28 protein-coding genes, 1 tRNA gene and 2 riboswitches are annotated in these 21,993 nt (G+C 60.4%); of the genes, 13 read left to right on the top strand and 16 right to left on the bottom strand.

Annotation, left to right across the window (positions count from 1 at the left end; genetic code table 11):
* Positions 1-46: 46 nt before the first annotated feature.
* On the bottom strand, positions 47-1,183 hold the full coding sequence (gene gcvT / locus ACQY1K_RS08375; RefSeq protein ID WP_430258765.1) for a glycine cleavage system aminomethyltransferase GcvT: 1,137 nt from the start codon (positions 1,181-1,183) through the stop codon (positions 47-49).
* Between the two features lie 84 nt (positions 1,184-1,267).
* Positions 1,268-1,352, bottom strand: a riboswitch (glycine riboswitch).
* A riboswitch (glycine riboswitch) is annotated at positions 1,353-1,439 on the bottom strand. It lies immediately after the preceding riboswitch.
* Positions 1,440-1,612: 173 nt separating this feature from the next.
* Between gcvT and ACQY1K_RS08380 the strand changes: the two genes are divergently transcribed.
* Together ACQY1K_RS08380 and ACQY1K_RS08385 are read left to right on the top strand one after the other, a co-directional pair.
* Positions 1,613-2,158, top strand: coding sequence for a copper chaperone PCu(A)C (locus ACQY1K_RS08380; RefSeq protein ID WP_113110827.1), 546 nt, complete (start codon positions 1,613-1,615; stop codon positions 2,156-2,158).
* A gap of 87 nt (positions 2,159-2,245) precedes the next feature.
* Positions 2,246-3,433 carry a GNAT family N-acetyltransferase gene (locus ACQY1K_RS08385; protein ID WP_430258768.1) on the top strand — a complete coding sequence of 396 codons (1,188 nt, stop codon included), beginning with the start codon at positions 2,246-2,248 and terminating at the stop codon, positions 3,431-3,433.
* A gap of 3 nt (positions 3,434-3,436) precedes the next feature.
* On the opposite strand, the gene ACQY1K_RS08390 is transcribed toward ACQY1K_RS08385, so the two are convergent.
* Positions 3,437-3,718 carry a hypothetical protein gene (locus ACQY1K_RS08390; RefSeq protein WP_062457067.1) on the bottom strand — a complete coding sequence of 94 codons (282 nt, stop codon included), beginning with the start codon at positions 3,716-3,718 and terminating at the stop codon, positions 3,437-3,439.
* Between the two features lie 117 nt (positions 3,719-3,835).
* Here ACQY1K_RS08390 and crcB point away from each other — a divergent pair, with 117 nt between their 5' ends.
* From crcB to ACQY1K_RS08420, 6 genes are all read left to right on the top strand, one after another.
* A complete protein-coding gene (gene crcB / locus ACQY1K_RS08395) occupies positions 3,836-4,213 on the top strand; it encodes a fluoride efflux transporter CrcB (RefSeq protein WP_062457064.1) in 378 nt (125 codons plus the stop codon).
* 38 nt (positions 4,214-4,251) lie between these two features.
* Positions 4,252-5,244 carry an RluA family pseudouridine synthase gene (locus tag ACQY1K_RS08400; RefSeq protein ID WP_062457061.1) on the top strand — a complete coding sequence of 331 codons (993 nt, stop codon included), beginning with the start codon at positions 4,252-4,254 and terminating at the stop codon, positions 5,242-5,244.
* Positions 5,241-5,894 carry an HAD-IA family hydrolase gene (locus ACQY1K_RS08405; RefSeq protein WP_430258770.1) on the top strand — a complete coding sequence of 218 codons (654 nt, stop codon included), beginning with the start codon at positions 5,241-5,243 and terminating at the stop codon, positions 5,892-5,894. The genes ACQY1K_RS08400 and ACQY1K_RS08405 overlap by 4 nt, the downstream gene beginning before the upstream one ends.
* Before the next feature lie 9 nt (positions 5,895-5,903).
* Positions 5,904-6,695: an ATP12 family chaperone protein gene (locus tag ACQY1K_RS08410; RefSeq protein WP_430258772.1), complete on the top strand. Its 792-nt coding sequence runs from the start codon at positions 5,904-5,906 to the stop codon at positions 6,693-6,695.
* Between the two features lie 56 nt (positions 6,696-6,751).
* Positions 6,752-7,243: a hypothetical protein gene (locus ACQY1K_RS08415; RefSeq protein ID WP_062457054.1), complete on the top strand. Its 492-nt coding sequence runs from the start codon at positions 6,752-6,754 to the stop codon at positions 7,241-7,243.
* Positions 7,244-7,336: 93 nt separating this feature from the next.
* Positions 7,337-7,720: a DoxX family protein gene (locus ACQY1K_RS08420; RefSeq protein ID WP_430258774.1), complete on the top strand. Its 384-nt coding sequence runs from the start codon at positions 7,337-7,339 to the stop codon at positions 7,718-7,720.
* 54 nt (positions 7,721-7,774) lie between these two features.
* On the opposite strand, the gene fghA is transcribed toward ACQY1K_RS08420, so the two are convergent.
* The 9 genes from fghA to ACQY1K_RS08465 all read right to left on the bottom strand — a co-directional run bounded on the left by fghA (position 7,775) and on the right by ACQY1K_RS08465 (position 13,671).
* On the bottom strand, positions 7,775-8,608 hold the full coding sequence (fghA, locus tag ACQY1K_RS08425; RefSeq protein WP_430258776.1) for an S-formylglutathione hydrolase: 834 nt from the start codon (positions 8,606-8,608) through the stop codon (positions 7,775-7,777).
* Between the two features lie 26 nt (positions 8,609-8,634).
* Positions 8,635-9,306, bottom strand: coding sequence for a DUF1345 domain-containing protein (locus tag ACQY1K_RS08430; RefSeq protein ID WP_430258778.1), 672 nt, complete (start codon positions 9,304-9,306; stop codon positions 8,635-8,637).
* A 31-nt stretch (positions 9,307-9,337) separates the two neighbouring features.
* Positions 9,338-9,784, bottom strand: a complete 447-nt coding sequence (locus tag ACQY1K_RS08435) for a YaiI/YqxD family protein (RefSeq protein WP_062457036.1) — start codon at positions 9,782-9,784, stop codon at positions 9,338-9,340.
* Complete coding sequence (locus ACQY1K_RS08440; protein WP_244508814.1) at positions 9,781-10,242, bottom strand: GNAT family N-acetyltransferase; 462 nt, start codon at positions 10,240-10,242, stop codon at positions 9,781-9,783. Before ACQY1K_RS08440 ends, ACQY1K_RS08435 begins: the two co-directional genes overlap by 4 nt.
* Entirely contained in the window at positions 10,239-11,366 is a 1,128-nt protein-coding gene (locus ACQY1K_RS08445; protein ID WP_062580660.1) for an S-(hydroxymethyl)glutathione dehydrogenase/class III alcohol dehydrogenase, read from the bottom strand. Before ACQY1K_RS08445 ends, ACQY1K_RS08440 begins: the two co-directional genes overlap by 4 nt.
* Positions 11,367-11,471: 105 nt before the next feature.
* Positions 11,472-12,101 carry a GNAT family N-acetyltransferase gene (locus tag ACQY1K_RS08450; RefSeq protein ID WP_430258780.1) on the bottom strand — a complete coding sequence of 210 codons (630 nt, stop codon included), beginning with the start codon at positions 12,099-12,101 and terminating at the stop codon, positions 11,472-11,474.
* 41 nt (positions 12,102-12,142) lie between these two features.
* A complete protein-coding gene (locus ACQY1K_RS08455; protein ID WP_192076885.1) occupies positions 12,143-13,063 on the bottom strand; it encodes a DMT family transporter in 921 nt (306 codons plus the stop codon).
* Positions 13,064-13,204: 141 nt separating this feature from the next.
* Positions 13,205-13,441, bottom strand: coding sequence for a hypothetical protein (locus ACQY1K_RS08460; RefSeq protein ID WP_062457020.1), 237 nt, complete (start codon positions 13,439-13,441; stop codon positions 13,205-13,207).
* A gap of 145 nt (positions 13,442-13,586) precedes the next feature.
* Positions 13,587-13,671, bottom strand: a tRNA-Leu gene (locus ACQY1K_RS08465).
* 176 nt (positions 13,672-13,847) lie between these two features.
* Here ACQY1K_RS08465 and lipB point away from each other — a divergent pair.
* Positions 13,848-14,585 carry a lipoyl(octanoyl) transferase LipB gene (lipB, locus tag ACQY1K_RS08470; protein WP_430258783.1) on the top strand — a complete coding sequence of 246 codons (738 nt, stop codon included), beginning with the start codon at positions 13,848-13,850 and terminating at the stop codon, positions 14,583-14,585.
* Between the two features lie 56 nt (positions 14,586-14,641).
* On the opposite strand, the gene ACQY1K_RS08475 is transcribed toward lipB, so the two are convergent.
* Both ACQY1K_RS08475 and ACQY1K_RS08480 read right to left on the bottom strand, forming a co-directional pair.
* Positions 14,642-15,139, bottom strand: a complete 498-nt coding sequence (locus ACQY1K_RS08475; RefSeq protein ID WP_430251764.1) for a BON domain-containing protein — start codon at positions 15,137-15,139, stop codon at positions 14,642-14,644.
* A 74-nt stretch (positions 15,140-15,213) separates the two neighbouring features.
* The gene (locus ACQY1K_RS08480; protein WP_192076887.1) at positions 15,214-15,705 is read right to left on the bottom strand and encodes a peptide deformylase; all 492 of its coding nucleotides are present in this window, start codon (positions 15,703-15,705) and stop codon (positions 15,214-15,216) included.
* A gap of 214 nt (positions 15,706-15,919) precedes the next feature.
* Between ACQY1K_RS08480 and mgtE the strand changes: the two genes are divergently transcribed.
* A complete protein-coding gene (mgtE, locus tag ACQY1K_RS08485; protein ID WP_430258786.1) occupies positions 15,920-17,338 on the top strand; it encodes a magnesium transporter in 1,419 nt (472 codons plus the stop codon).
* Positions 17,339-17,415: 77 nt separating this feature from the next.
* Complete coding sequence (locus ACQY1K_RS08490) at positions 17,416-17,802, top strand: MerR family transcriptional regulator (RefSeq protein WP_092662576.1); 387 nt, start codon at positions 17,416-17,418, stop codon at positions 17,800-17,802.
* A gap of 4 nt (positions 17,803-17,806) precedes the next feature.
* On the opposite strand, the gene ACQY1K_RS08495 is transcribed toward ACQY1K_RS08490, so the two are convergent.
* Together ACQY1K_RS08495 and ACQY1K_RS08500 are read right to left on the bottom strand one after the other, a co-directional pair.
* On the bottom strand, positions 17,807-18,796 hold the full coding sequence (locus ACQY1K_RS08495) for a heparan-alpha-glucosaminide N-acetyltransferase (RefSeq protein WP_430258788.1): 990 nt from the start codon (positions 18,794-18,796) through the stop codon (positions 17,807-17,809).
* Complete coding sequence (locus ACQY1K_RS08500; protein ID WP_062457000.1) at positions 18,793-19,524, bottom strand: DUF599 domain-containing protein; 732 nt, start codon at positions 19,522-19,524, stop codon at positions 18,793-18,795. The genes ACQY1K_RS08495 and ACQY1K_RS08500 overlap by 4 nt, the downstream gene beginning before the upstream one ends.
* A gap of 218 nt (positions 19,525-19,742) precedes the next feature.
* On the opposite strand from ACQY1K_RS08500, the gene ACQY1K_RS08505 reads away from it, so the two are divergent.
* Positions 19,743-21,143 (top strand): L-serine ammonia-lyase, encoded by a 1,401-nt coding sequence (locus ACQY1K_RS08505; RefSeq protein ID WP_430258790.1) that lies wholly within the window; start codon positions 19,743-19,745, stop codon positions 21,141-21,143.
* Between the two features lie 75 nt (positions 21,144-21,218).
* Complete coding sequence (locus ACQY1K_RS08510; RefSeq protein ID WP_192086574.1) at positions 21,219-21,656, top strand: DUF1489 family protein; 438 nt, start codon at positions 21,219-21,221, stop codon at positions 21,654-21,656.
* Between the two features lie 19 nt (positions 21,657-21,675).
* Here ACQY1K_RS08510 and ACQY1K_RS08515 read toward each other — a convergent pair whose 3' ends face one another.
* Positions 21,676-21,960 (bottom strand): hypothetical protein, encoded by a 285-nt coding sequence (locus ACQY1K_RS08515; RefSeq protein ID WP_062456991.1) that lies wholly within the window; start codon positions 21,958-21,960, stop codon positions 21,676-21,678.
* Positions 21,961-21,993: the final 33 nt, after the last annotated feature.

A 21,993-nucleotide genomic window follows, 5' to 3' on the forward strand; every position in this document is an offset into this window, starting at 1 on the left:
ATGACGTGGGGGAGGCCGGGGGTGGGGCCAGGCCGCCCGCGCATGTTTATCGCTTGTAGGTCGGCGTGATGAATGGCAGCGCGGCCACCGTCATCGGCAGGTATTTTCCACGGACCTCGGCAAAGACCTGCGTACCCGCTGCTGCATGACTGACGGGGACGTAACCCATGGCAACCGGACCTTCGACCGTCGGGCCGAACGTACCAGAGGTGACTTCGCCAAGTTCCTGCAGCCCGTCCGCATCGGCAAACAGTTTCGCATGCGAACGCACCGGCGCCTTGCCTTCCGGCTTCAGGCCGACGCGGCGGCGGCTGGTACCGTCTGCCAGTTCGGCGAGGATGCGGTCCGCTCCCGGAAACCCGCCTTCACGATCGCCGCCGGCCTTGCGGGCCTTCTGCAATGCCCATTCGAGCGATGCCTCGATCGGCGACGTCGTGGTGTCGATGTCGTTTCCATAAAGACACAAGCCGGCTTCGAGGCGCAGGCTGTCACGGGCGCCGAGGCCGATGGCTTCGCAATCCGGGTGTTCGAGCAATGCCTTGGCAACGGCGACGGCATGGTCCTGCGGGATCGAGATCTCGAAACCGTCCTCTCCGGAATAACCGGAGCGCGAGATGATGCAGGGAACGTCGTGCAGCGGTACTTCGCGGACATCCATGAACTTCATCGAGGATACGCCAGCCCAGAGCTCGGCCAGAACAGCTTCGGCGCGTGGCCCCTGAAGGGCGATCAGCGCGCGGTCGTCGAGCAGGGTGACGTCACAGTCGGTCAGGTTCGCCTTCATGTGCGCAAGGTCGGCATCCTTGCAGGCGGCGTTGACGACGACGAGAAGATGATCGCCGCGATTGGTGATCATCAGGTCGTCGAGAATGCAGCCATTGTCGTCGGTAAAGAACCCGTAGCGCTGACGGCCTTCCTTCAGCGACAGGATATCGACCGGAACGAGCCTTTCCAGCGCAAGTGCTGCATCTGCATAGTCGCCGGACTTCGCTCTGACGATGACCTGACCCATGTGGGAGACATCGAACAGGCCTGCGGCGGCGCGCGTATGAAGGTGCTCCTTCATCACGCCGAGCGGATATTGCACGGGCATGTCGTAGCCCGCGAACGGCACCATCTTCGCACCAAGCGAGAGATGCAGCGCGTTGAGCGGTGTGGTCTTGAGAACTGAGTGATCGTCCAAAAAGGCGCCTCCAGGTTTTGGCGGCCGCTGCGTAAAATCAGCTCACACGCCGGCTCTGATCAGGGCGCGGTTACGCGCCTGTTTCGAGCCCCCTCTGTCCTTTTCGCCTGAGATTGTTATCCCTTCGGCGAGCCCCCGATGACGGTTGCTACTCTCCAGAGTTCCGGTTGGTCGCCCGTGGTCCTTTTGCCTGAGAGTTTCCGGGGCGGTTGCTCCTTCGGCACCGCATCGAAGCGGCTTCTCCCAACGGGTATGAGGTTCATTATCGAGGAGGCGACAGGTTTGACAAGGGGAGAATGTCGTCGTGACCAAGATTTTTGTCGCACACCATAGAGTTAGGCATCGCGACTGAGTGCCAAGGTTCAAGCTTTCCGGACGTTCAGGAATCTGCTCTACCCGTCGTCTTGAAAGACGATGGGAGGCGTTGTCATGAAATTTCTTGCGACTCTGGCGCTGTTTGCAGCGACACTTGGTGCGGCGGCAGATCAATCCTATGCCCAGGCGGGGGATGCCGGTTCCGGGAATGGTGGCATGCACATGCACGGATCGTCCGATCCGGCGGCCACATCGGGCGCCACAGTTCAACTCGGTATGCTCGAGATTTCCGGCGGTTATGTGCGTGCCATGCTTCCCGGCCAGCCGGTCGGCGGTGGCTATCTCGTGATCCGCAACACGGGCAGCGAAAACGATAGACTCGTCTCTGCCTCATCGCCTCTGTCGCCTGCCGTGGAGATCCACGAAATGTCGATGCAGGGCCAGATCATGAAGATGCGCCGTCTCGAAGGCGGCATTGCGGTCCCGGCCGGCCAGACCGTCGAGTTGAAGCCCAGTGGACTGCATCTGATGTTCACCAAAGTCGCGACGCCTTTCAAGCAGGGTGACAGCGTGCCTCTGACGCTGATCTTCGAGCGGTCCGGCAGTCTCGATCTCACGCTCCCGGTCCAGGGTTTCCGTCCTGGCAACCAGCATAACTGATCACGCGGGATGTGATCTCAGGCGTAATATCTCGTTTAGCTCCGCCATCTATTCTACCGATGGGTTGGCTTTGTGGGGACGAAGATCGTGGATATTTCCAGTGCACCGGAACCGGACGCCGGCATTTACCGACGCCTCAGCACGCTTGCGGAAATCGACACGGTCGCCGACGCCTGGCGGGCCCTTGAAAGCCGGTGCGAAGACCGGCTGACCTATTTTCAGAGTTTCGATTGGTGCCGCGGCTGGGTCGCAGCCTTTGCCGGCGATGGCTCCGCGTTCGAATTCCGGATCGAGACTGTGTGGCGCAACGGCAGTCTCGTCGCAGTCTGGCCTCTGATGGTTCAGACCGTCAGCGGCATAAGGGTATTGGAAAACCTCGGCGCCCCTCACTCGCAATACTGCAATCTCCTGTGCGACGACGCCCATCTTGCCGGATTGCTGATGGGCAAGTTGCTGACCCGTATCGAGATGATGCCCGATTGCGATGTCGCGATCTTTCACCCCGTTCCGCATCAATCCTCGCTGGGTCTCCTGCTTCGCTCACAGCCGACGATCCGAGGCTACGGCGGAAGCAGCGCCGTGCTCGATCTCACGCAGTTTGCCGATTCGGACGCATACCGCTCGCACGGCGGCAAATTGAAGAAGCGCAATCGCAACCGTCGGCGCAACCACCTGGCGCGGCTCGGCGAACTCACCTTCGAGATGATCTGGCCCTCCGATCAAAGGTTTGCCGAATACGTTCGCGAATGTGCGGCGATGAAGCGGGTCTGGCTGCGCGAGACCGGGAGAAGTAGCAGCGGTTTTTCCTTCGATGGCCTGGACGATTTCCTGGCGAGCCTGACGGGTGATGCCGCGTTGCTAAAGGGTGCGTGCCTTTCGATCCTGCGGGCTGGCGATGTCACGGTGGCGATGGAGCTCGGCTTCGTGCGGGCAGGGCACTACTACGCCTATCTTGGCAGCTTCGACTGGAGCCTGCGGCATCTCTCCGCCGGCAAGGTGCAGATGGAAATGACAGTCTGCTGGCTGATCGACAACGGGATCAAGACCTACGATCTTCTCGGCGGCGATGGCGCCTACAAACAATCCTGGGCAAACCAGAAACTGGTGCTGAACGGCTATAGCCTGCCCTTCTCGTGGAAAGGGCGCCTCTACGCGCAGGCTTGGCTTCCGGTCATCCGTCCATTCGCCAAGCGGATGTATTTCACGATACCCGAAAGCTGGCGCCGCTTCCTCAGCGGCATTCAGGGTGTCGGACTTCTTGTACTCGGGGTCTGAAGGTCACTCTTCCGTGTCACGATAGGCGGCTTCGGCCATCTGCAGCGATGCCTGCTGCTGCGGAGGCTGCTGGCCGGCGTCGAGGAAATCGAGAGACAGGCTGGTCGCAAGCGTCATCGCCCCGGTGACCGTCGGATCGGTCGCACTCTGATCACGCGCAGAAGCGCGTTCGGCGACACGTTTGGCCTCACCAATTCTCGCTTTGACGGACAGTTGCGGCGGCGTTCTTAACGTCTCTATGGCGAGCGCTGCCATGCTTGCCGAAATTGTCGTCACCTGAACCATAGCAACCACCTTCAACCCATTCGGCACATATGTAATATGCGCCGAGTTTGCCGCGATTTAACCGAAATCCCGGCATTTTAACGGTAGGCACGATTTAGGACTTTTCTGGATATCTCGATGATCAATATCATACTTGTCGCACTCGGCGGCGCATTCGGTTCCGTCGCCCGCTACCTCGTGGGCGTCTGGACGCTGCGCCGGTTCGGGCCAAACTTTCCCTGGGGAACGCTGACCGTCAACATCGTCGGCTGTTTCGCAATCGGTTTGCTAAGTGAGGTGATTGCCCGGCGCCTCAACGCCTCGCCTGAGATGCGTCTCCTGCTGGTGACTGGATTTCTCGGCGGCTTCACGACATTCTCGGCCTTTTCGCTGGATGTCATCTCGCTCTTCGAGCGCGGCGCGACGGTAGCGGGGGCAAGTTATGTGATCGCAAGCGTTGGTGTGTCGCTGTGTGCGGTCTTTGCTGGGCTGGCGCTCGGGCGGGCAATGCTCTAAAGGGCAGGACTGATCACAGATAAGATGAAAGAGCTTTGATGGCAGGCATCGAGCATATCCGCGTCGAGGCGGACGAGGCAGGCATGCGCCTCGACCGTTGGTTCAAGATCCATTTCCCGGGTCTCGGCTTCGGCCCTCTACAGAAACTACTGCGCTCCGGACAGGTGCGCATCGACGGTGGCCGTGTAAAAAGCGACACCCGTGTTGAGCCCGGCCAGATGGTCCGCATTCCCCCGATGGATACCGACGCGAAGAACAGCGGGCCGATCGCGGGCAAGGATCTGAAGCACGCCGGCGACTACGAGCTTTTGCAGCGCATGATGCTGCACGAAGACGACAAGGTCTTCGTCCTCAACAAGCCTGCGGGTCTGGCTGTACAGGGCGGATCCGGCGTGACCCGCCATATCGACCAGATGATGGATGCCTTCACCAACAAGAGAGGCGAAAAACCGCGTCTCGTCCACCGGATCGACCGCGACACGTCAGGTGTCCTCGTGGTTGCCCGCACACGCGGTGCGGCCCAGAAACTGACCGCGGCATTCCGCGAGCGCGATACCAAGAAGACCTACTGGGCGCTGGTCAAGGGCGTTCCGCGCAAGCGCGAGGACAAGATCTCCAACTGGCTGGTCAAGGAACAGACGCCCGACGGCGACCGCATGCGGATCGCCAGACACGGTGAGGAGGGCGCTGATCACGCGGTCTCCTATTACCGCGTTCTGGAAACCGCCGCGCAGACGATGGCGTGGCTGGAGATGGAGCCCTATACCGGCCGTACGCACCAGCTGCGCGTCCATGCGCTGCATCTCGGTCACCAGATCATCGGCGATCCGAAATATTTCGACGACGACCACAACTGGCCGTTCCCGGGCGGCATCCAGAAAAAGCTGCATCTGCACGCGCGCCACATCGACATCCCGCATCCGGATGGCGGTCGTCTGCGGGTTACGGCTCCGCTGCCGCCGCACATGGTGCAGTCCTGGAACCTTCTGGGCTTCGACATGGAGAACGGTCGGCGGGAGGACCAGGAATGAAGCTTGTCCTGTTCGACTGCGACGGCACGCTGGTCGACAGCGCCGAACTGATCCACGAGACGATGCTGCGCACCTTCCGTCACTTCGGCAAGGCTGAACCCACATTGGCGCAGACGAAGTCGATCATCGGCCTGACGCTCGACATCGCGATTGCCCGCATCGACGGCAAGCCGCATGCTGATGAAGAAGCCGTCGAGATGATGGCCTACTACAAGTCGCTCTTTTCCGTGGTGCGACAGGATCTCGATTTCCGCGAGCCTTTGTTCGATGGCATAAAGGACCTGATCGAGACGATCGGACCGCGAGACGACCTGTTGATCGGCGCTGTCACCGGCAAATCCCGTCGCGGCCTCGACATGATCATGAACACGCACGGCTATGCAGACCATTTCGTCGTCAGCCGCACGGCAGATGATTGCCCGTCCAAACCCCATCCGGCGATGGTCACTGAATGCTGCGACGCCACGGGCGTGTCGCCCGAAGACACTCTTGTCATTGGCGATGCGATCTACGACATGCAGATGGCAAAGGCGGCCGGTGCAACGGCAATCGGTGTTTCCTGGGGATACGCCTCGGTTGGCGAGCTTCAGAAGGCGGGAGCCGACCACATCGTCCATCATCCAAGCGACTTGCTGCCGTTGATCGGCTGAGGGTTTTCCATGCGCGACATACTATCCGACCCGAACGCCGGTTTGAGCCACGAAGACCCGACCCGGCGGGCACAGATCCAGATGCACAAGCCTCTGCCGAAGCGCTTCTACAAGGAAGTCTCGGTTGAGGCGGGCGAGGGTGACTACGCCATCCTTCTCGATGGACGGCCGGTGAAGACACCCGCCAAGAACGCCTTGAGAATGCCGACCACACGGGTTGCCGAACTCGTTCGCGACGAATGGGCGTCGCAGGTGGATGTGATCGATCCGCGCACGATGCCGGTGACACGGCTCGTCAACACCGCGATCGACGGCATCGCCGCCGACCCGCAGGCAGTGTTCGAGGACATCCTTCGCTTCTCGTCGAGCGACATGCTGTGCTACCGCGCAGAAACACCTGCAAACCTTGCGCTTCGCCAGGCCGAGCAGTGGGATCCGGTCCTGGACTGGGCAGCCAACGCGATCGGTGCGCGCTTCGAGGTGATCGAGGGTGTCATGCCCAAGGAGCAGCCTAAGGAAGCGATCGCCGCCCTTTCGGGGGTGTTGCGCAAGTATGCGTCCCCGATTGAGCTTGCGTCTCTCCACACGGTGACATCGCTGACGGGCTCCGCAATCCTGGCGATTGCTTTCGCCGAAGGTGAGCTTTCCGTCGATGACACATGGCGGCTTGCGCATCTGGAGGAAGACTGGGCAATCGAGCATTGGGGATCCGATGCGGAGGCCGAACATCGCCGGGCAAAGCGGTTCGAAGAGATGCAGGCCGCTGCTGCGGTTTTTGACGCAACCACAGGGCGGATTTAATCCTTCTCTAACCCTGTTGGCGGAAGATCGGTACAGTCTGCGTATCGAGTTTTCCCATGCGTTCCGGTGTCCTGCGCCTAGCCCTGATCTTGACCCTGACGCCATCGCTGATGGCGTTTCGCATGCCGTTGGAAGATGGTGTGCGCGACAAGCTTCTCTACGACGTCAGGGGAGCTTTCGTGACGGCACGGCCCGACGTGCCACAGGGCCTCGTCATTGCCACCGACATGCTGATCGATGAGGCTGTCCGCTCGACGATGCGGCCGAGCATGCTGCCGAGAACCATCATCTCCGTCCGGATCGACCGGGCAGCGCCCGTTCCCGTCGTCTTCGGCCGGCGGCTGGAGGCGAGGGTCACGGTTCAGGCCGTCTCCGTCTCGACAGGTGAACCGGTCGCGACGGGCTCCTTCGAAACGTCGGTCTTCCTCTTCGGCAACAAGGATGCCGATGCAGCTCTTGCCAGAAAGATCGCCGACCGGGTGGCAAGCGAGTTCCGCCTGCGCAGCGGACATTCCGCAACCATCACATCTGCGCTGTTCGAGCCCTGATTCTTGACGAAATGCATTTGATTTCCGCAGGCAAACCGAGCTTAACTCGTTTGCTGCCGCGCAGCCGCGGCAATGCTACGAGAGGGATTTGACATGCAGTTTTTCAATAGTCTGGGACAATACCGTCCGCAGGCGCTGGCCGTGATGAGAATCATTGCAGCCCTGCTCTTCATCGAGCACGGCACTATGAAGTTGTTCGGTTTTCCGGCACCGATGGGCGACGGTGCTTTGCCGCCGCTTCTGCTGATTGCAGCGCTGCTTGAAGTGGTCGGCGGCGCCTTGCTGGTTGTCGGCTTCATGACCCGCCCGGTCGCGTTTCTGCTGTCCGGCCAGATGGCCGTCGCCTATTTCATGGCGCATGCCAGCAAGGGCTTCTGGCCGGCGCTGAACGGCGGCGAAGGCGCCATCCTGTTCTGCTTCATTTTCCTGTATCTCGTCTTCTCCGGCCCCGGTGCCTGGGCAGTCGACAAGAATTGAGATTTTACGCCCGCGAGCGATTGCGCGCGGGCGTCCTGATTCTCGAACGGGAGACTAGGCCAGACGCTCGGCGTGCCAGCGCAGATGGTCGTCCATGAATGTCGAGATGAAGAAGTAGGAATGGTCGTAGCGCTCATGCATCCTGAGCGTCAGAGCAATGTCCTTGCCCTCGATTGCCTGCTCGAACAGCCATGGCCGCAGGCCGCTATCGAGGAAGTTGTCGGCGTTGCCTTGATCGATCAGGAATTCCGGAAAATGCGCCCCGTCCTTCACCAGCGCGCAGGCGTCGTATGGCCGCCACGTTGACCGATCGGCACCGAGATATTTTTCGAGTGCCGGCGCAGACCAGTCGGCGGTTGTCGGCTCGACTATGGGCGCAAAGGCCGAGCAGCTCTTGAACCGGTCGGGGTTTTTGAGAGCAATCGTCATGGCGCCGTGACCCCCCATGGAGTGGCCAAAAATTCCCTGACGGCTCATGTCGACGCGGAATTGTTCGCCGATGAGGGCGGGCAGTTCCTGCGTGATGTAGGTGTACATCTGGTAGTTCTCGGCCCAGGGCTGCTGATTCGCATCGAGATAAAATCCGGCACCCTTGCCCATCTGCCAGTTGGTCGCCTCATCCGCGACGTCGTCTCCGCGCGGGCTTGTGTCGGGGCAGACGATGACGAGACCGAGCTCTGCAGCCAGCCGGCGATACTCGCCCTTGTCCATCACGTTCTGATGGGTGCAGGTGAGACCCGACAGATACCAGAGAACCGGGCACGGCTGCGACACCGCCTGCGGCGGCACGAACACGGCAAAGGTCATATCGCATTTGCAGGCATCCGACGGATGCGAATAGACGCCCTGCATGCCGCCAAATGCGGTGTTCTGTGAGATGATCTTCATCGGTCATGTTCCTCGATGTTGGGACTTCAGCCGGCCAGCGAAACGACGGCATTGACCGCAGCGGCTACCAGCACCGTGTTGAAAAAGAAAGACACGACCGAGTGGAGGAGATTGATCCTGCGCATGTCGGTCGCCGTGATCGCGACATCGGACGTCTGGGCGGTCATGCCGATGATATAGCCGAAATAGAGAAACTCCCAGCCGCCCGGACGATCGGTTCCGGGAAAGTCGAGGCCGCCAACCGGGCCCTCGACCTTGTCGTCGCCGGGGCGCCAGTAAAGGTGGGCGTAGTGTAGGGCAAACATCATGTGCAGCGAAAACCAGCCGAGAATGACGGCGGTAAAGCCGACCATCACATCCAACGCACCTGACGTCTGCTTGTCGTTCATCGCTTCAAACAGCGTCACCAACGAAATCGCCGCCGCTGCAAGCGTGACGGCCAGGATAAGCGGTGCCGGTTCGTCGGTGTTCTGGCCGCTTTTCTCGAAGCGGTCGGCGTCCAGATGCGGGATTCGGAATGCCATGAATCCAAGATAGACGACGAAAAAGACGATCGCCGCCAGCGCTGCGGCAAGCTCCGGCAGCTGCCAGATCAGCACAGGCAACGCGACGACTGCGACGATCGCCGACACGAAGAAGGGCCCATGCCGGCGGCGGCGCCAGTGCCACAGCGATGCCTTGCTCTGTTGTGTCGACATCCGCCCTCCCGTACCGCTTTGATAGCGCGCTCTAGCCGTTTGATTTGGCGCGCCGGCAGAGCCTGTCCAGCGTCTCCAGGAATTTGGATCGGTCGCGTGGCGAGAAGGCTGCGTTATAGCCCTTGCTTTCGCCCGTCTCGCGCAGATGCTGGCCAAGATCGCGCATGGCGCTCGCCATGCCGATATTGGTCTCGTCGAACACGCGCCCGGTCGGTCCCGTGACAAAGGCACCGGCGGCCACACAACGCACGGCAAGCGGCACGTCGGCCGTGATGACGATGTCGGCAGGGCCGGCGCGCTCGGCAATCCAGTCGTCGGCAGCGTCGAAACCGGCCGAGACGATGACGTTCTTCACCATCGGATCGCGGGACGGACGCAAGCCGGAATTGGCAACGAACGTCACCTCAAACGCGTGACGCTCCGCGACTTTGAGGATTTCCGCCTTCACGGGGCAGGCATCGGCATCGACATAGATCAAGGCTTTGCCCTCAGCATGTCCACATGCGGAATACCGTCCTCCAGATACTCCTCTGATATCGGCGAGAAGCCGAACGAGGCATAGAATTTCTGAAGATGCGCCTGCGCGGAAATCTCGATCGTTTCTCCGGGATAGGCCTGTTCGCAGGCGGCGATCGATTCGCGCATCAACGCTTCGCCGAGCCGCTTGCCCCGATGATCCGGCGAGACGGCAACGCGGCCGATGCGCGGATTGTCTGAGGGCTCCGGCCGCCAGATGCGGGCGCAGGCCAGCAGATCGCGGCCGTCGAGAAGACGCAGATGCAGACAGGCCGGATCGTTGCCGTCAAGTTCCGGATAGGGGCATTCCTGCTCGACGACGAACACGTCCACGCGCATCTTCAGCATGGCATAGAGGTCGAGTGCGGAGAACTCTTCCAGTCTCCGCACATCGGTCGTGTAGGACGGCAGGGTGGTCAATAGACCACCACGCCACGGATGCTTTCGCCCGAATGCATCAGCTCGAAACCCTTGTTGATGTCTTCGAGCGGCATTGTGTGGGTGATCATCGGATCGATCTGGATCTTGCCTTCCATGTACCAGTCGACGATCTTCGGCACGTCGGTGCGTCCACGGGCGCCGCCGAAGGCCGTGCCCATCCAGTTGCGGCCGGTGACCAGCTGGAACGGACGGGTCGAGATCTCCTGACCGGCTCCGGCAACGCCGATGATGACCGACTTGCCCCAGCCGCGATGCGACGATTCGAGCGCCTGGCGCATGACCTTGGTATTGCCGGTGCAATCGAACGTGTAGTCGGCGCCGCCGATCAGGTCGCCGTTGCGCTTGGTCATGTTGACGAGATAGGGCACGATGTCTTCGCCAACCTCTTTCGGGTTGACGAAATGTGTCATGCCGAACTTCTCGCCCCATTCCTTGCGGTCGGGATTGATGTCGACGCCGATGATCATGTCGGCACCGGCAAGCCTCAGGCCCTGAAGGACGTTAAGGCCGATGCCGCCGAGACCGAAGACGATCGCGGTCGAACCGATTTCAACCTTGGCCGTATTGATGACGGCGCCGATGCCCGTCGTGACGCCGCAGCCGATGTAGCAGATCTTGTCGAACGGCGCGTCGGGATTGACCTTGGCAACCGCGATCTCCGGCAGAACCGTGAAGTTCGAGAATGTCGAACAACCCATGTAATGGTGGATCTTGTCCTTGCCGATCGAGAACCGGCTGGTGCCGTCGGGCATAACGCCCTGGCCCTGCGTGGTGCGGATCGAGGTGCAGAGGTTGGTCTTGCGCGACGTGCAGGAATAGCATTCGCGGCATTCCGGCGTGTAGAGCGGAATGACGTGGTCGCCCTTCTTGACCGAGGTGACACCCGGTCCGACATCAACGACGATGCCGGCGCCCTCATGGCCGAGAATGGCAGGGAAGAGGCCTTCCGGATCGGCGCCCGACAGGGTGAAATCGTCGGTGTGGCAGATGCCGGTCGCCTTGATCTCGATCAGCACTTCGCCGGCGCGAGGGCCTTCCAGCTGTACGGTCATCACTTCGAGCGGTTTGCCAGCCTGAACGGCAACGGCGGCGCGGACATCCATGGTGTCACTCCATTTTATCTATAAGATTCTGCCGGGACTTTTGCACGGCAAGTGGTCCGGGCTCAAGCCGGAAGACGGTATGAATAGTCGCAATCGGGTGATCGGTCAGGGCTCGATGATCGGGGCCTGCGGAGAAGCGCTGCGCGGCACCAACCCCGTCAGCCGAACATCATCGACGACTTCGACCATCATCTTGAAAGGTTTGAAGCCGGAGCGCTGGTAGAATGGCAGCGCCTGCGCCGAATCGAGATGGCAGGTGTGAACCCATAGGCGCGAGATCGGTCGAGACCACGCCTTCTCGATTGCAGCGTTCATCAAGAACCGGCCGGCACCCTTGCCGATCGTACCGGCGGCGAGACCGAAATAGCCAATCTCGCATTCACCCTGCTTGCGAAAATCGAGTTCCAGAAGCCCAACCGCGCGATCGCCATCTATCAGGGCATGAACTTCGACCAATGGGTCTTGAAGGATAGCGGAAAGCTCGCTGTCGTCCATTACGAGGCGCGAGGTCCACATCCAGTGTTCGCCGACCGACCTGTAGAGCGCGCGATAATCCTCGATCGACGGCGACGGCCAGTGCTCGACGGTAAGCGATCCTACAGGCGGCATCGAACCCGGCTCCGGTCGTTCCAGCATCTGCAGGCAGGTTACCACGGTTGCGATCATTCCCGGCGGAACATTGGAATATCCGCTCAGAAGCATGGGATTGTCAGGGGACATCGGGTCTTGGCTCATGGGGTCTTTTCACGATGCTTAAGGGGTGTTGTCAACGAAGGTCACGCAGGCACCAGCTGTTTCGACTGGGCGTGTTCGCGCCAGATGATGAACAGCCCCGAGGCCACGATGATGAGGATGCCAAACCATTTCGATGCCGTCGGAAAGTCACCGAACAGCGCATAGCCAAGGACGGTCGCCGAGATGATCTCGAAATACTGGAAGGGCGCGAGCAGCGACAGGGGTGCCATCCTGAACGCCTTGACGACCAGGAGGTGCATGTATCCCGAGATCGAACCCAGGACGACCAGCAGCAGTAACCCGAGCGCGGAGGCGGGCAGGGACGGCTCGAAGTCCGCCACGCCGAAACTGCTTCCAGCAGTCATCGCGAGGCCCATGAAGACGGTGCCGCCGAGGCCTGCGATGGTTTGCATCACCAGCGGCGAATCACTCTCACCAATGGCGCGGTTGAGAAACAGATAGAGCGTGAAGAGAAAGGCGCAGGCGACCGGCAGAAGCGCCGTCCAGCCGAATATCGAATAGCTCGGCTGGATCACGATCATCGCACCGCCGAATCCGACGACGATAGCAAGCCAGCGCCGCCAGCCGACCCTCTCTCCGAGAAAGATGGCAGACATCATCGTCAGCATGAACGGTTCGACGAAGTAGATCGCGAACACGTCGGCAAGCGGCATATATTTAACGGCTGCGAAAAACATCAGGCTTGCCGACGCATGCAACGTGCCGCGCAACAGGTTCATCCACGGGCGATTCGCATGGATGAGCGACCGGGTGGAAAGCAGTGCCAGCGGCAGCAGGCTCAGGAACTGGAACAGGAACCGATAGAAAGTGACCTGTCCGGGCGACATGTGCTCGAAATTCGCCATGTATTTGGCGATGGCATCCATGACAGGCAGAATGGCCATACACGAGGCCATGATCGCCATGCCCTTGAGCGGGTTTTCGGAAGTCTTTGGGGGCATTGGCCTGCGCTTTCAATTGAACCTGAGTTCAAACACAGGCTGACCTTGTCGGCAAGCCGCAGGTGCGGGCACATCAGCAACGCTTGGCGCTGCAAGCACCGGAAAGCATATCCGATGCTCATTTACAGAGGTCGCGGTATGTTAGGCCGCGAGTTCCGTGGTCTCACCGTGTTCGATGAGAAGGCGCGGGGAGGTCATGTCGCCGGTCTCTTCGTCCACCATTACCGAATAGGCAGCGACTCCGATGACGCGCACCGACATGGCCGTCGCGATCTTCTCGGCGGAGGCCGCGTTCGAGGCTTGGCGCATTTCACCGGGGACGATGTGGCCGCGGTTCTTCTTGAATTGGAGAACGATGAATTTTTCTGCGGTTGCCATGTTACGCTCCTATGTTGTTCTGTTTATGTTCCAGAAGGAGCAAGAAGTCAATTCGTTTGTGAAGATGTGAATTGGGTGACATGACGAGGCTTGAAACGTCGCTTGACGCCAGAAACGAAAAAACCCGGCCGAAGCCGGGTTCTTTTGGTGCGGTCGAGAAGACTCGAACTTCCACGGGTTGCCCCACAGCGACCTCAACGCTGCGCGTCTACCAATTCCGCCACGACCGCATCCGTGGTAGAGCCGAATTGCTCCGGCGAGCGAGCATGTAGCAAAAGGATTTGGGGTGCACAAGTGCGTCGTGACAGATTTTTGAAGGATTTAAACGGGTTGGGGATAACCTTATATAAAGTCCCGGAAAACAAGGCTCTTGCCGCCCTTGTTCGCTTTTGACAGAAGACTGGCCATGCTGACACGCACCGATCTCAATCTCTCCATGCTGCCACAAGCCGACTGTCCGCCTGTAAGATGGCGGGTTTCGGACGAACTCGTGCCTTACGACGTGGCGATCGCCACGATGGAGGCGGAGGTGGCAGCCATTGCCGACGGCCATGCCGACGAACTCGTCTGGCTGCTGGAGCATCCGCCGCTTTATACAGCGGGTACCAGCGCCCAGACCGCCGACCTCATCGAGCCGGATCGGTTTCCCATCTTTGCGACGGGTCGCGGCGGAGAATACACCTATCATGGCCCGGGCCAGCGCGTTGCCTATGTTATGCTGGACCTGAAGCGCCGGCGTCAGGACGTTCGAGCCTATGTGGCGGGCCTCGAGGAGCTGGTCATTCAGACGCTCGACATGATGAACGTTCGCGGCGAGCGGCGCGAGGATCGTGTTGGTGTCTGGGTAAAGCGGCCGGACAAGCCCGCCATGCTCGACGGGTCGGTCACCGAGGACAAAATCGCCGCACTGGGTATTCGCCTGCGCCGCTGGGTGAGCTTTCACGGTCTTTCGCTCAACGTCGAGCCCGACCTGTCGCATTTCTCCGGCATCGTGCCCTGCGGGATTACAGGATATGGCGTCACCAGCCTGGTCGATCTCGGCCTGCCGGTCATGATGACGGATGTCGATATCAGGCTTCGTGAGGCTTTCGAGCTGATCTTCGGCCCGACAGTGAACGAACGAGAACAGGTCACCTCGCGGTGACCTGTGCAATCGTCTAATCGTTGGAGGCGACGGTCATAACGACCGGCTTGCAGGTCTCAGTCCTCGTCGGGCATACGTCCATCGACGCCGCCAGCGCGCAAGTTGTTGACGACGGATTTCACGCCGGCAATGCTCTTTACCTTGGCAGCAATGATGCGCACGGCAGATGCCTCGTCGACCAGGCCTTCAAGCGTGACCTCTCCGTCATCGACATGCACGTCGATGGCATCCATCATAGCGATATCGAGCGATTCGATCGCGTCCGTGATGCGCTCCTCAAGATCGTCTGATTCTTCGACCCCGATCGTTGCGGGCGTATCGCTGTCGACAAGCCGTTCCTGCTGCCCGTCGGCCTCGATGCCTTCGACCTGGTAGCCTTCGTTACGATCGCTCTCGAAGTTCGCAGCAGGCTCGCCATAGGCGGCGTTGCCGACCGGACGCGCACCGGCACCGGCTGCATCGTCATAAGGCCAGCCTTCGTCGATGTTGCGGTCGTCGTAATCGCGGAAATCTTCTTCGCGGGAAATATCGTCGGGCTTGCGGGTGGCGGGCATTGTGGTTCCTTCCGTAAGGTTCGTCAGTCGGTAGAGGGTTGCCTCGATAACCGTCAGGAACAGCCTTGGTTCCTCTACCGACCTTTTTCCCACTTGCGGACCAACCGGTCGCGTTTCAACCTCGATAGACGCTTCAGCCAGAAGACGCCGTCCAGCTGATCGATCTCATGTTGCATGCAGACGGAGTAAAAGCCCGTGGCGTCCTCTTCTGCGTGCGTCCCGTCCAGGCGCTGATAGCGGAACCGGATCATGGCGGGACGCTCGACCTCTTCGGTCGCACCTGGCATGGATACGCTTCCCTCGGTGTAGCGCATGGGCTGTTCACCGAACGAAAGGATTACCGGGTTGGCATAAAAGCGCGGACCGTCTTTCGCCGACAGTTCGAGCACGACAAGCCGGATGTGAACCCCGACATGCGCGGCGGTGATTCCGACGCCCGGTGCAGCCCGCATGGTGGCGAGCAGATCCTGCGCGAACGTCTCGAGTGCTGCGTCGAACACGGTAATCGGCTGACACGGCTTTGACAGGCCGGGATCCGGATATCGCAATATCGTCAGGGGTGCCATTCGTTATCCTTCCTCGTCTCTCAAGCGTTCCCATTGGCATGGCGAGAACCGTTTCGCCACAGATGTTTGACCATTGCGCACTGGACCATCCCGACCATTTGCTCTAGCTGGAATGAAGCGGCAAACGCGTTCGATCTAAGACGGTTATCTGGTTGTTGAAAATCAGTTTCTGCCGTTATCTTCAACCTGCGAGATGCGGATAGCGAGGGCGGCAATGAGCGATATCGGCGAAGAGACCCGCGGTCGCAGCAAGGCCAACGATCCGGCTCACGACATCTATACCGAAGAGGGCGCGGTTCGCCCCGATTTCCTCGCCCGTGTCGGGGCGGCGGTCGCCGATCGCGATGTTCTCTATCTCCGCCAGTACGTGGCGCGCCTGCACGAATCCGAACTTGGCGACCTTCTCGAATCGATTCTTCCGGATCAGCGCCACGCGATGGTGCGGCTGCTCGGCACCGACTTCGACCTGACGGCCCTGACGGAGGTGGACGAGGCGATCCGTATGGAGATCGTCGAGCAGATGTCGAACGCGCAGATCGCTGCGGGCATCGGCGGTCTCGATTCGGACGACGCGGTCTACATTCTCGAAGATCTGGACAAAGACGATCGCGAGGAGATTCTCGCGCAGCTTCCATTCACTGAGCGGGTTCGCCTCAGACGCGCGCTCGACTATCCGGAAAGCTCGGCCGGTCGCCGCATGCAGACGGAGTTCGTGGCTGTGCCGCCGTTCTGGACGGTGGGGCAGACGATTGACTACATGCGCGAGGACGAAGGCCTGCCGGAGAGCTTTACGCAGATCTTCGTCATCGACCCGACCTTCAAGCTGCTCGGCGTCATCTATCTCGACCGCATCCTGCGCACCAACAGGCAGGTGAAGATCGAGACGATCATGCGGGAGACGAACTATCCGATCCCCGCCGACATGGACCAGGAAGAGGCAGCACAGCTCTTCGAGCAATACGACCTTCTCTCGGCCGCCGTCGTCGATGAAAACGGCAGGCTGGTCGGCGTCCTGACGATCGACGACATCGTCGACGTGATGCAGGAAGAGGCCGAAGAAGACATCATGCGCCTCGGCGGCGTCGGCGATGAAGAACTGTCCGACACCGTGGTCGATATCTCGCGGTCTCGCGTGCCGTGGCTGCTCGTCAACCTCTTGACCGCATTTGTAGCGGCCTCCGTGATCTCGCTGTTCGAAGCCACGATCGAAGAAGTGGTCGCACTGGCGATCCTGATGCCGATCGTCGCCGGCATGGGCGGCAATGCGGGGTCGCAGACGATGACGGTCACGGTGCGCGCCATCGCGACCCGCGATCTCGATATCCACAATGCCTGGCGCGTCGCACGGCGTGAAATCTGCGTCGGCCTGATCAATGGGTGTCTGATCGGCACACTCGTCGGGCTGGTGGCGGGCTTCTGGTTTCAGGATCCGAATATCGGCGGACTGATTGCGACGGCGATGCTCATCAACATGGTCGCGGCCGCGACCGCCGGCCTGATGGTGCCGATTCTCCTCAACCGGGCAGGGGCGGATCCCGCCGTTTCCTCCGCGGTCTTTGTGACCGCGATCACCGACACGACCGGGTTCTTCTCGTTTCTGGGCCTCGCCACTTGGTGGTTTGCGATCGGGTAACGAGAGCAGCAAACATCCGAAAAATTGACTGTTACGTAAAAGTCAATTATTTGAGGCAGAAATGTCAGGATGTGGCCGTGAACAAATATTACAGCATCACCGAGTTGACCCGCGAGTTCGGCGTTTCCACGCGCACCTTGCGCTTCTATGAAGATGAGGGCCTGATCCATCCGGAGCGCCGCGGACGTACGCGTCTTTTCAGGGCTGCAGACCGCCGTCTGATCATGGAAATTCTCCGTGGACGTCGCATCGGCTTTTCCATCGCGGAGATCCGCGAGATCGTCCAGATCTACAAGGAGCCTCCAGGCGAAATGGGCCAGCTCAAGCTTCTGATGAAGAAGGTCGACGAGAAACGCGATGACCTGCGCCAGAAGCGCAAGGACATCGAGGAAACGCTGCTTGAACTCGACAATGTCGAGGAGGCCTGCCTGACCCGTCTCGCCGAAATCGGCGTCGGCACCTGAACTCTCAGGGAGGCGGCGAAGCGATGGCGCATTCCTGTGCGATCATCTGGATCCGGTCGTCCTGTGGCGTGATCACGCCTGACTGCATGGGCGTCATGAGGTTCTGGGCAATCAGCCGATCGGCCGTGCAGGTGCAGAACGCGCGGCAGATGTTGGCGTCGGCATTCTCTATGCAGCCCCTCTCGCAGCTCAAGATGTAACTTTTGCGGACATCCGGCGGCGGAGCGGGGTGGACCAGCGAGAAGAGATAGACGAGAGCGATCAGGATCGGCTGATGCACGAGATAGATCAGCAGGCTGTGCTGACCGGCCTTTGAGAGTAGGTTCTGTCTTGTCTGGACCTTCGCAATGCGCGGCAGCACGTTTCGTGTCATCAGGAACTTGGTTGCGGCGACGCCTGCAAGAAGAGCGGCAACCCAGGGAAACAACGGCACGTAATCGTTCGAACGGGGCGGAGCCTCGGCGAAGCCCATCCAGGCGAGCCAGCGCGTGTCGAACAGAGCCGAATCGAGAGTTCCCGGCATAGCGACGTAATCGACCAGCATCAGAACCGCGATCATCGCGGCGACCGCAGCCGTGAGCGCCGGAGGAAGCCGCAGGAACGCCAGGCCGATAAGGCTCGACAGGGCGATGTTATGCAGAATGCCGAAATAGATCCATTCGCCCGGGAAGGCGACGAATGTCGCGACGCTGATGGCAAGGGCTGCGCCGACAACGATGCCGAGCCGTTTCGCAAAGGACTGCCAGCGGATCTGCGGCGTATGTGCAAGGACCAGACTGACGCCGGCGAGAAACAGAAACGAACTGGCGATCAGTCGCGCATAGATCTTGAAGAAACCCTGCGTCGCTGTTCCCGGATCGAGATAGCCGAAGAATTCGAGATCCCAGGTGAAATGATAGGTCGCCATGGCGATCAGTGCCACGCCGCGCAGCGTATCGATCAAGACAATGCGCGGCACGCGGGGGGCATTGGGTTGGATCTCTAATGATGTCACGTTCGCATGTCCCGCTCTTGTTTGTCTTTGGTGTCGCTCACCGGGTCCATCAGCGCGAGACGGGCGTCGGAGAAATACTGGCGGCGTGTCAGAACGAAGACCACGATCGCGGTCATCGCCATGAACATGTAGGGCCCGGCGAACCAGCCCAGGTAGCCGATGGAAAGAAACAGCGCCCGAAGGCCGGCATTGAAGTGGCCGGCGGCGATCGTGTTCATCTGGATGACTTGATCTGCGGCGATCTCAGCTTTGGCACGATCAGCATTCGTGTCGTGCATCATCGGCAAGGCGCCGAACAGGATGGTGCAGTAGTTGAACAGACGGTAGGCCCAGCCGAATTTGAAGAAGGAATAGCCGAACAGCACCGTCAGACCGGCAACCTTGAGCTCGAACGCGGTGCGCCCGCCGTAATAGACAAAGGGCAGATTGCTGAACACGTCCTCCACCTTGTCGGTCGAGCCAAGCAGCGCAAAGCAGCCACCAATCGCGAAGATCGAGGTCGAGGCGAAAAAGGCCGTCCCGTTCTGCAGACCGGCCAGGATTTGCGTGTCGATCATCTTGAGATCGCGCCGAAGCGAGTTGTAGATCCAGTTCCGACGCCGCTCCGCCATGGCCCGGTTAAGGCTCAAGCGGGGGAAAAAGCGACTGCCAGACCCCGCTGTGAGCCAGGAATAAAGGGCCCAGAGGGCGAGAAACAGTGCCAGCGCGATATAGTCCGCAGTCGTCATGGGTCTCGCCACAAATCGTGTATGCCTCGTTTCGTCTTGCTTTGTTTCGGCTGTCCGGGCAAGAGGCGTGTGCCTGGTATAGGTTTTTGCAACACCTATCTGTAGAGCGTGTCTCTGTGATGCATGTCGCTCGTGTCCAAGCGGATGTCGGGTGATCGCCTGAGCCGAACTCAGGTTTGGCGTAGCCTCTGCCCAAACGAACGGTCCCGTGAACAATCATGTTTCTTTCAGTTTTCGACGTTTTCAAAATCGGTATCGGTCCTTCCAGCTCGCACACGATGGGGCCGATGTCGGCAGCCAATCGTTTCCTGGAGCTCCTCCTTTCCAATGACTGGCCACGCCCGACGGGTGCTGCCGTCGCGGCGCTGAAGGTCAGCCTCCACGGGTCGCTTGCCTTTACCGGCATTGGGCACGGAACGGGCAGGGCAGTTATCCTCGGTCTTGTCGGCGAAGAGCCGCACAGCGTGGATCCCGATCGGATGGACGCGATCATTGCAGACGTCGAACGCACCGGTCGCGTCACCCCGCCGGGCCACCCCAGCTACGAGTTCAGGCCGGCAACGGACCTGATCTTCGACAAGAAGCAGCCGCTGCCTGGCCATGCCAACGGCATGAGCTTCTCGGCGCTGGATCGGGACGGACGGCTGCTCTTGAAGCGCATCTACTATTCGATCGGCGGCGGCTTTGTCGTGACCGACACCGAACTGGAGGCAATGCGGGCGTCCAAGAAGACGGCAAGCGATGCGCGCGTGCCCTATCCGTTTTCGTCCGCCAAACAGATGCTCGAAATGTCGCACGGTTCAGGCCTGACGATCGCTCAGATGAAACGCGCCAACGAGCTGACAAAAATGACCGAGGTCGAACTCGACGAAGGCGTCGACCGGATCTGGGACGCGATGAGGAATTGCATTGATCGCGGTCTGAAGGTTGACGGCATCATGCCGGGTGGCCTCAAGGTGAAGCGCCGTGCGCGGGCGATCCACGACCGCCTGAACGAGGAATGGCGCAGCAATCGGCTCAACCCGCTTCTCGCCAATGACTGGCTGTCTGTTTACGCGATGGCGGTCAACGAAGAGAATGCCGGTGGTGGCCGTGTCGTGACCGCGCCGACCAACGGTGCCGCTGGGGTCATTCCAGCCACGGTTCGCTATTATCTGCATTTTCACGACGACGCGACGCAGGAAGACATCCGTACCTTTCTTCTGACCGCGGCAGCGATCGGCGGCATCATCAAACACAATGCCTCGATTTCTGGTGCCGAAGTCGGTTGCCAGGGTGAAGTCGGGTCGGCTGCGGCCATGGCCGCTGCAGGTCTCGCCGCCGTTATGGGCGGTTCGCCGGAGCAGATCGAAAATGCTGCGGAGATCGCGCTCGAGCATCACCTCGGCATGACCTGCGATCCCATTGCAGGCCTCGTCCAGGTGCCGTGTATCGAGCGCAATGCGCTTGGCGCCGTAAAGGCCGTGACGGCGGCATCTCTGGCGCTGAAGGGTGACGGAAGCCATTTCGTGCCGCTCGACGCCTGTATCGAAACCATGCGCCAGACTGGCATGGACATGAGCGAGAAGTACAAGGAGACCTCGACCGGCGGGCTTGCCGTGAACGTGGTCGAGTGCTGAGAGCTTCCTGTGGGACGTTTTCCGTTTTGAAAGATCCGACTTGACCCGACGCAGTCCTTGCGGCTTTGAACGGACATGGCTCTACATCTGATCAAGCTCTGCGTCGGCGCCGACTCCATCCAGGACCTGAGGGACTGGGTGGCCGAGCGGTCTCTGACCGCCATGTCCGCCGGCCTTGAACCCCACAGCATCCACACGACGCGAATGATGCCGAAGCGCGTGGAAGAGCTCGTCGATGGCGGGTCGCTCTACTGGGTGATCAAGGGGCAGGTCTCTGCTCGCCAGAAGCTTCTGGAGGTTCGCACAGTTAAGGGTGAGGATGGTATCAGCCGTTGCCAGCTGGTGCTCGGTCCCGAAGTCATCGAAACCGCGCCGATGCCGAAGCGGCCATTTCAGGGCTGGCGCTATCTCCTCGATAACGAGATCCCGAAGGACCTCGGCGGACTGGGAGATGATGTCACCCAGCTGCCGGAAGAGTTGCGGCGACACCTCGCCGAACTCGGTCTTCTCTAGCTATTCAGCCCAGTCTCAGTCAGCGAAGTCTCAAACGGACCGACGCGCGTCCGGCACGCAGCCCGACATGCAGATGGATCTGAGCCGGTGGCTGCGACTGGCGCCACGCACGGGCTCCATGGCTGAGCAGCAGGGTGACGAGATCCTTGGTCTTTTCGCGGGAACGCGAAGAGAGGTTCATTCCCGCCATTCCCATTCCCGCAAGCCGCATGGCCGCTTCGTGCAGCGGATTGAGCGCAATGCCGCGGGCCTTGGACTTCGTCGCGTTGGCGACGAAGCCGATACTGTTTTCATTCATTCCCATAGGAAACCCCGTTTACGCATTACTATCGAGATT

The sequence above is a fragment of the Neorhizobium sp. IRS_2294 genome (genome assembly GCF_050500145.1).
Lineage (GTDB): Bacteria > Pseudomonadota > Alphaproteobacteria > Rhizobiales > Rhizobiaceae > Neorhizobium > Neorhizobium soli.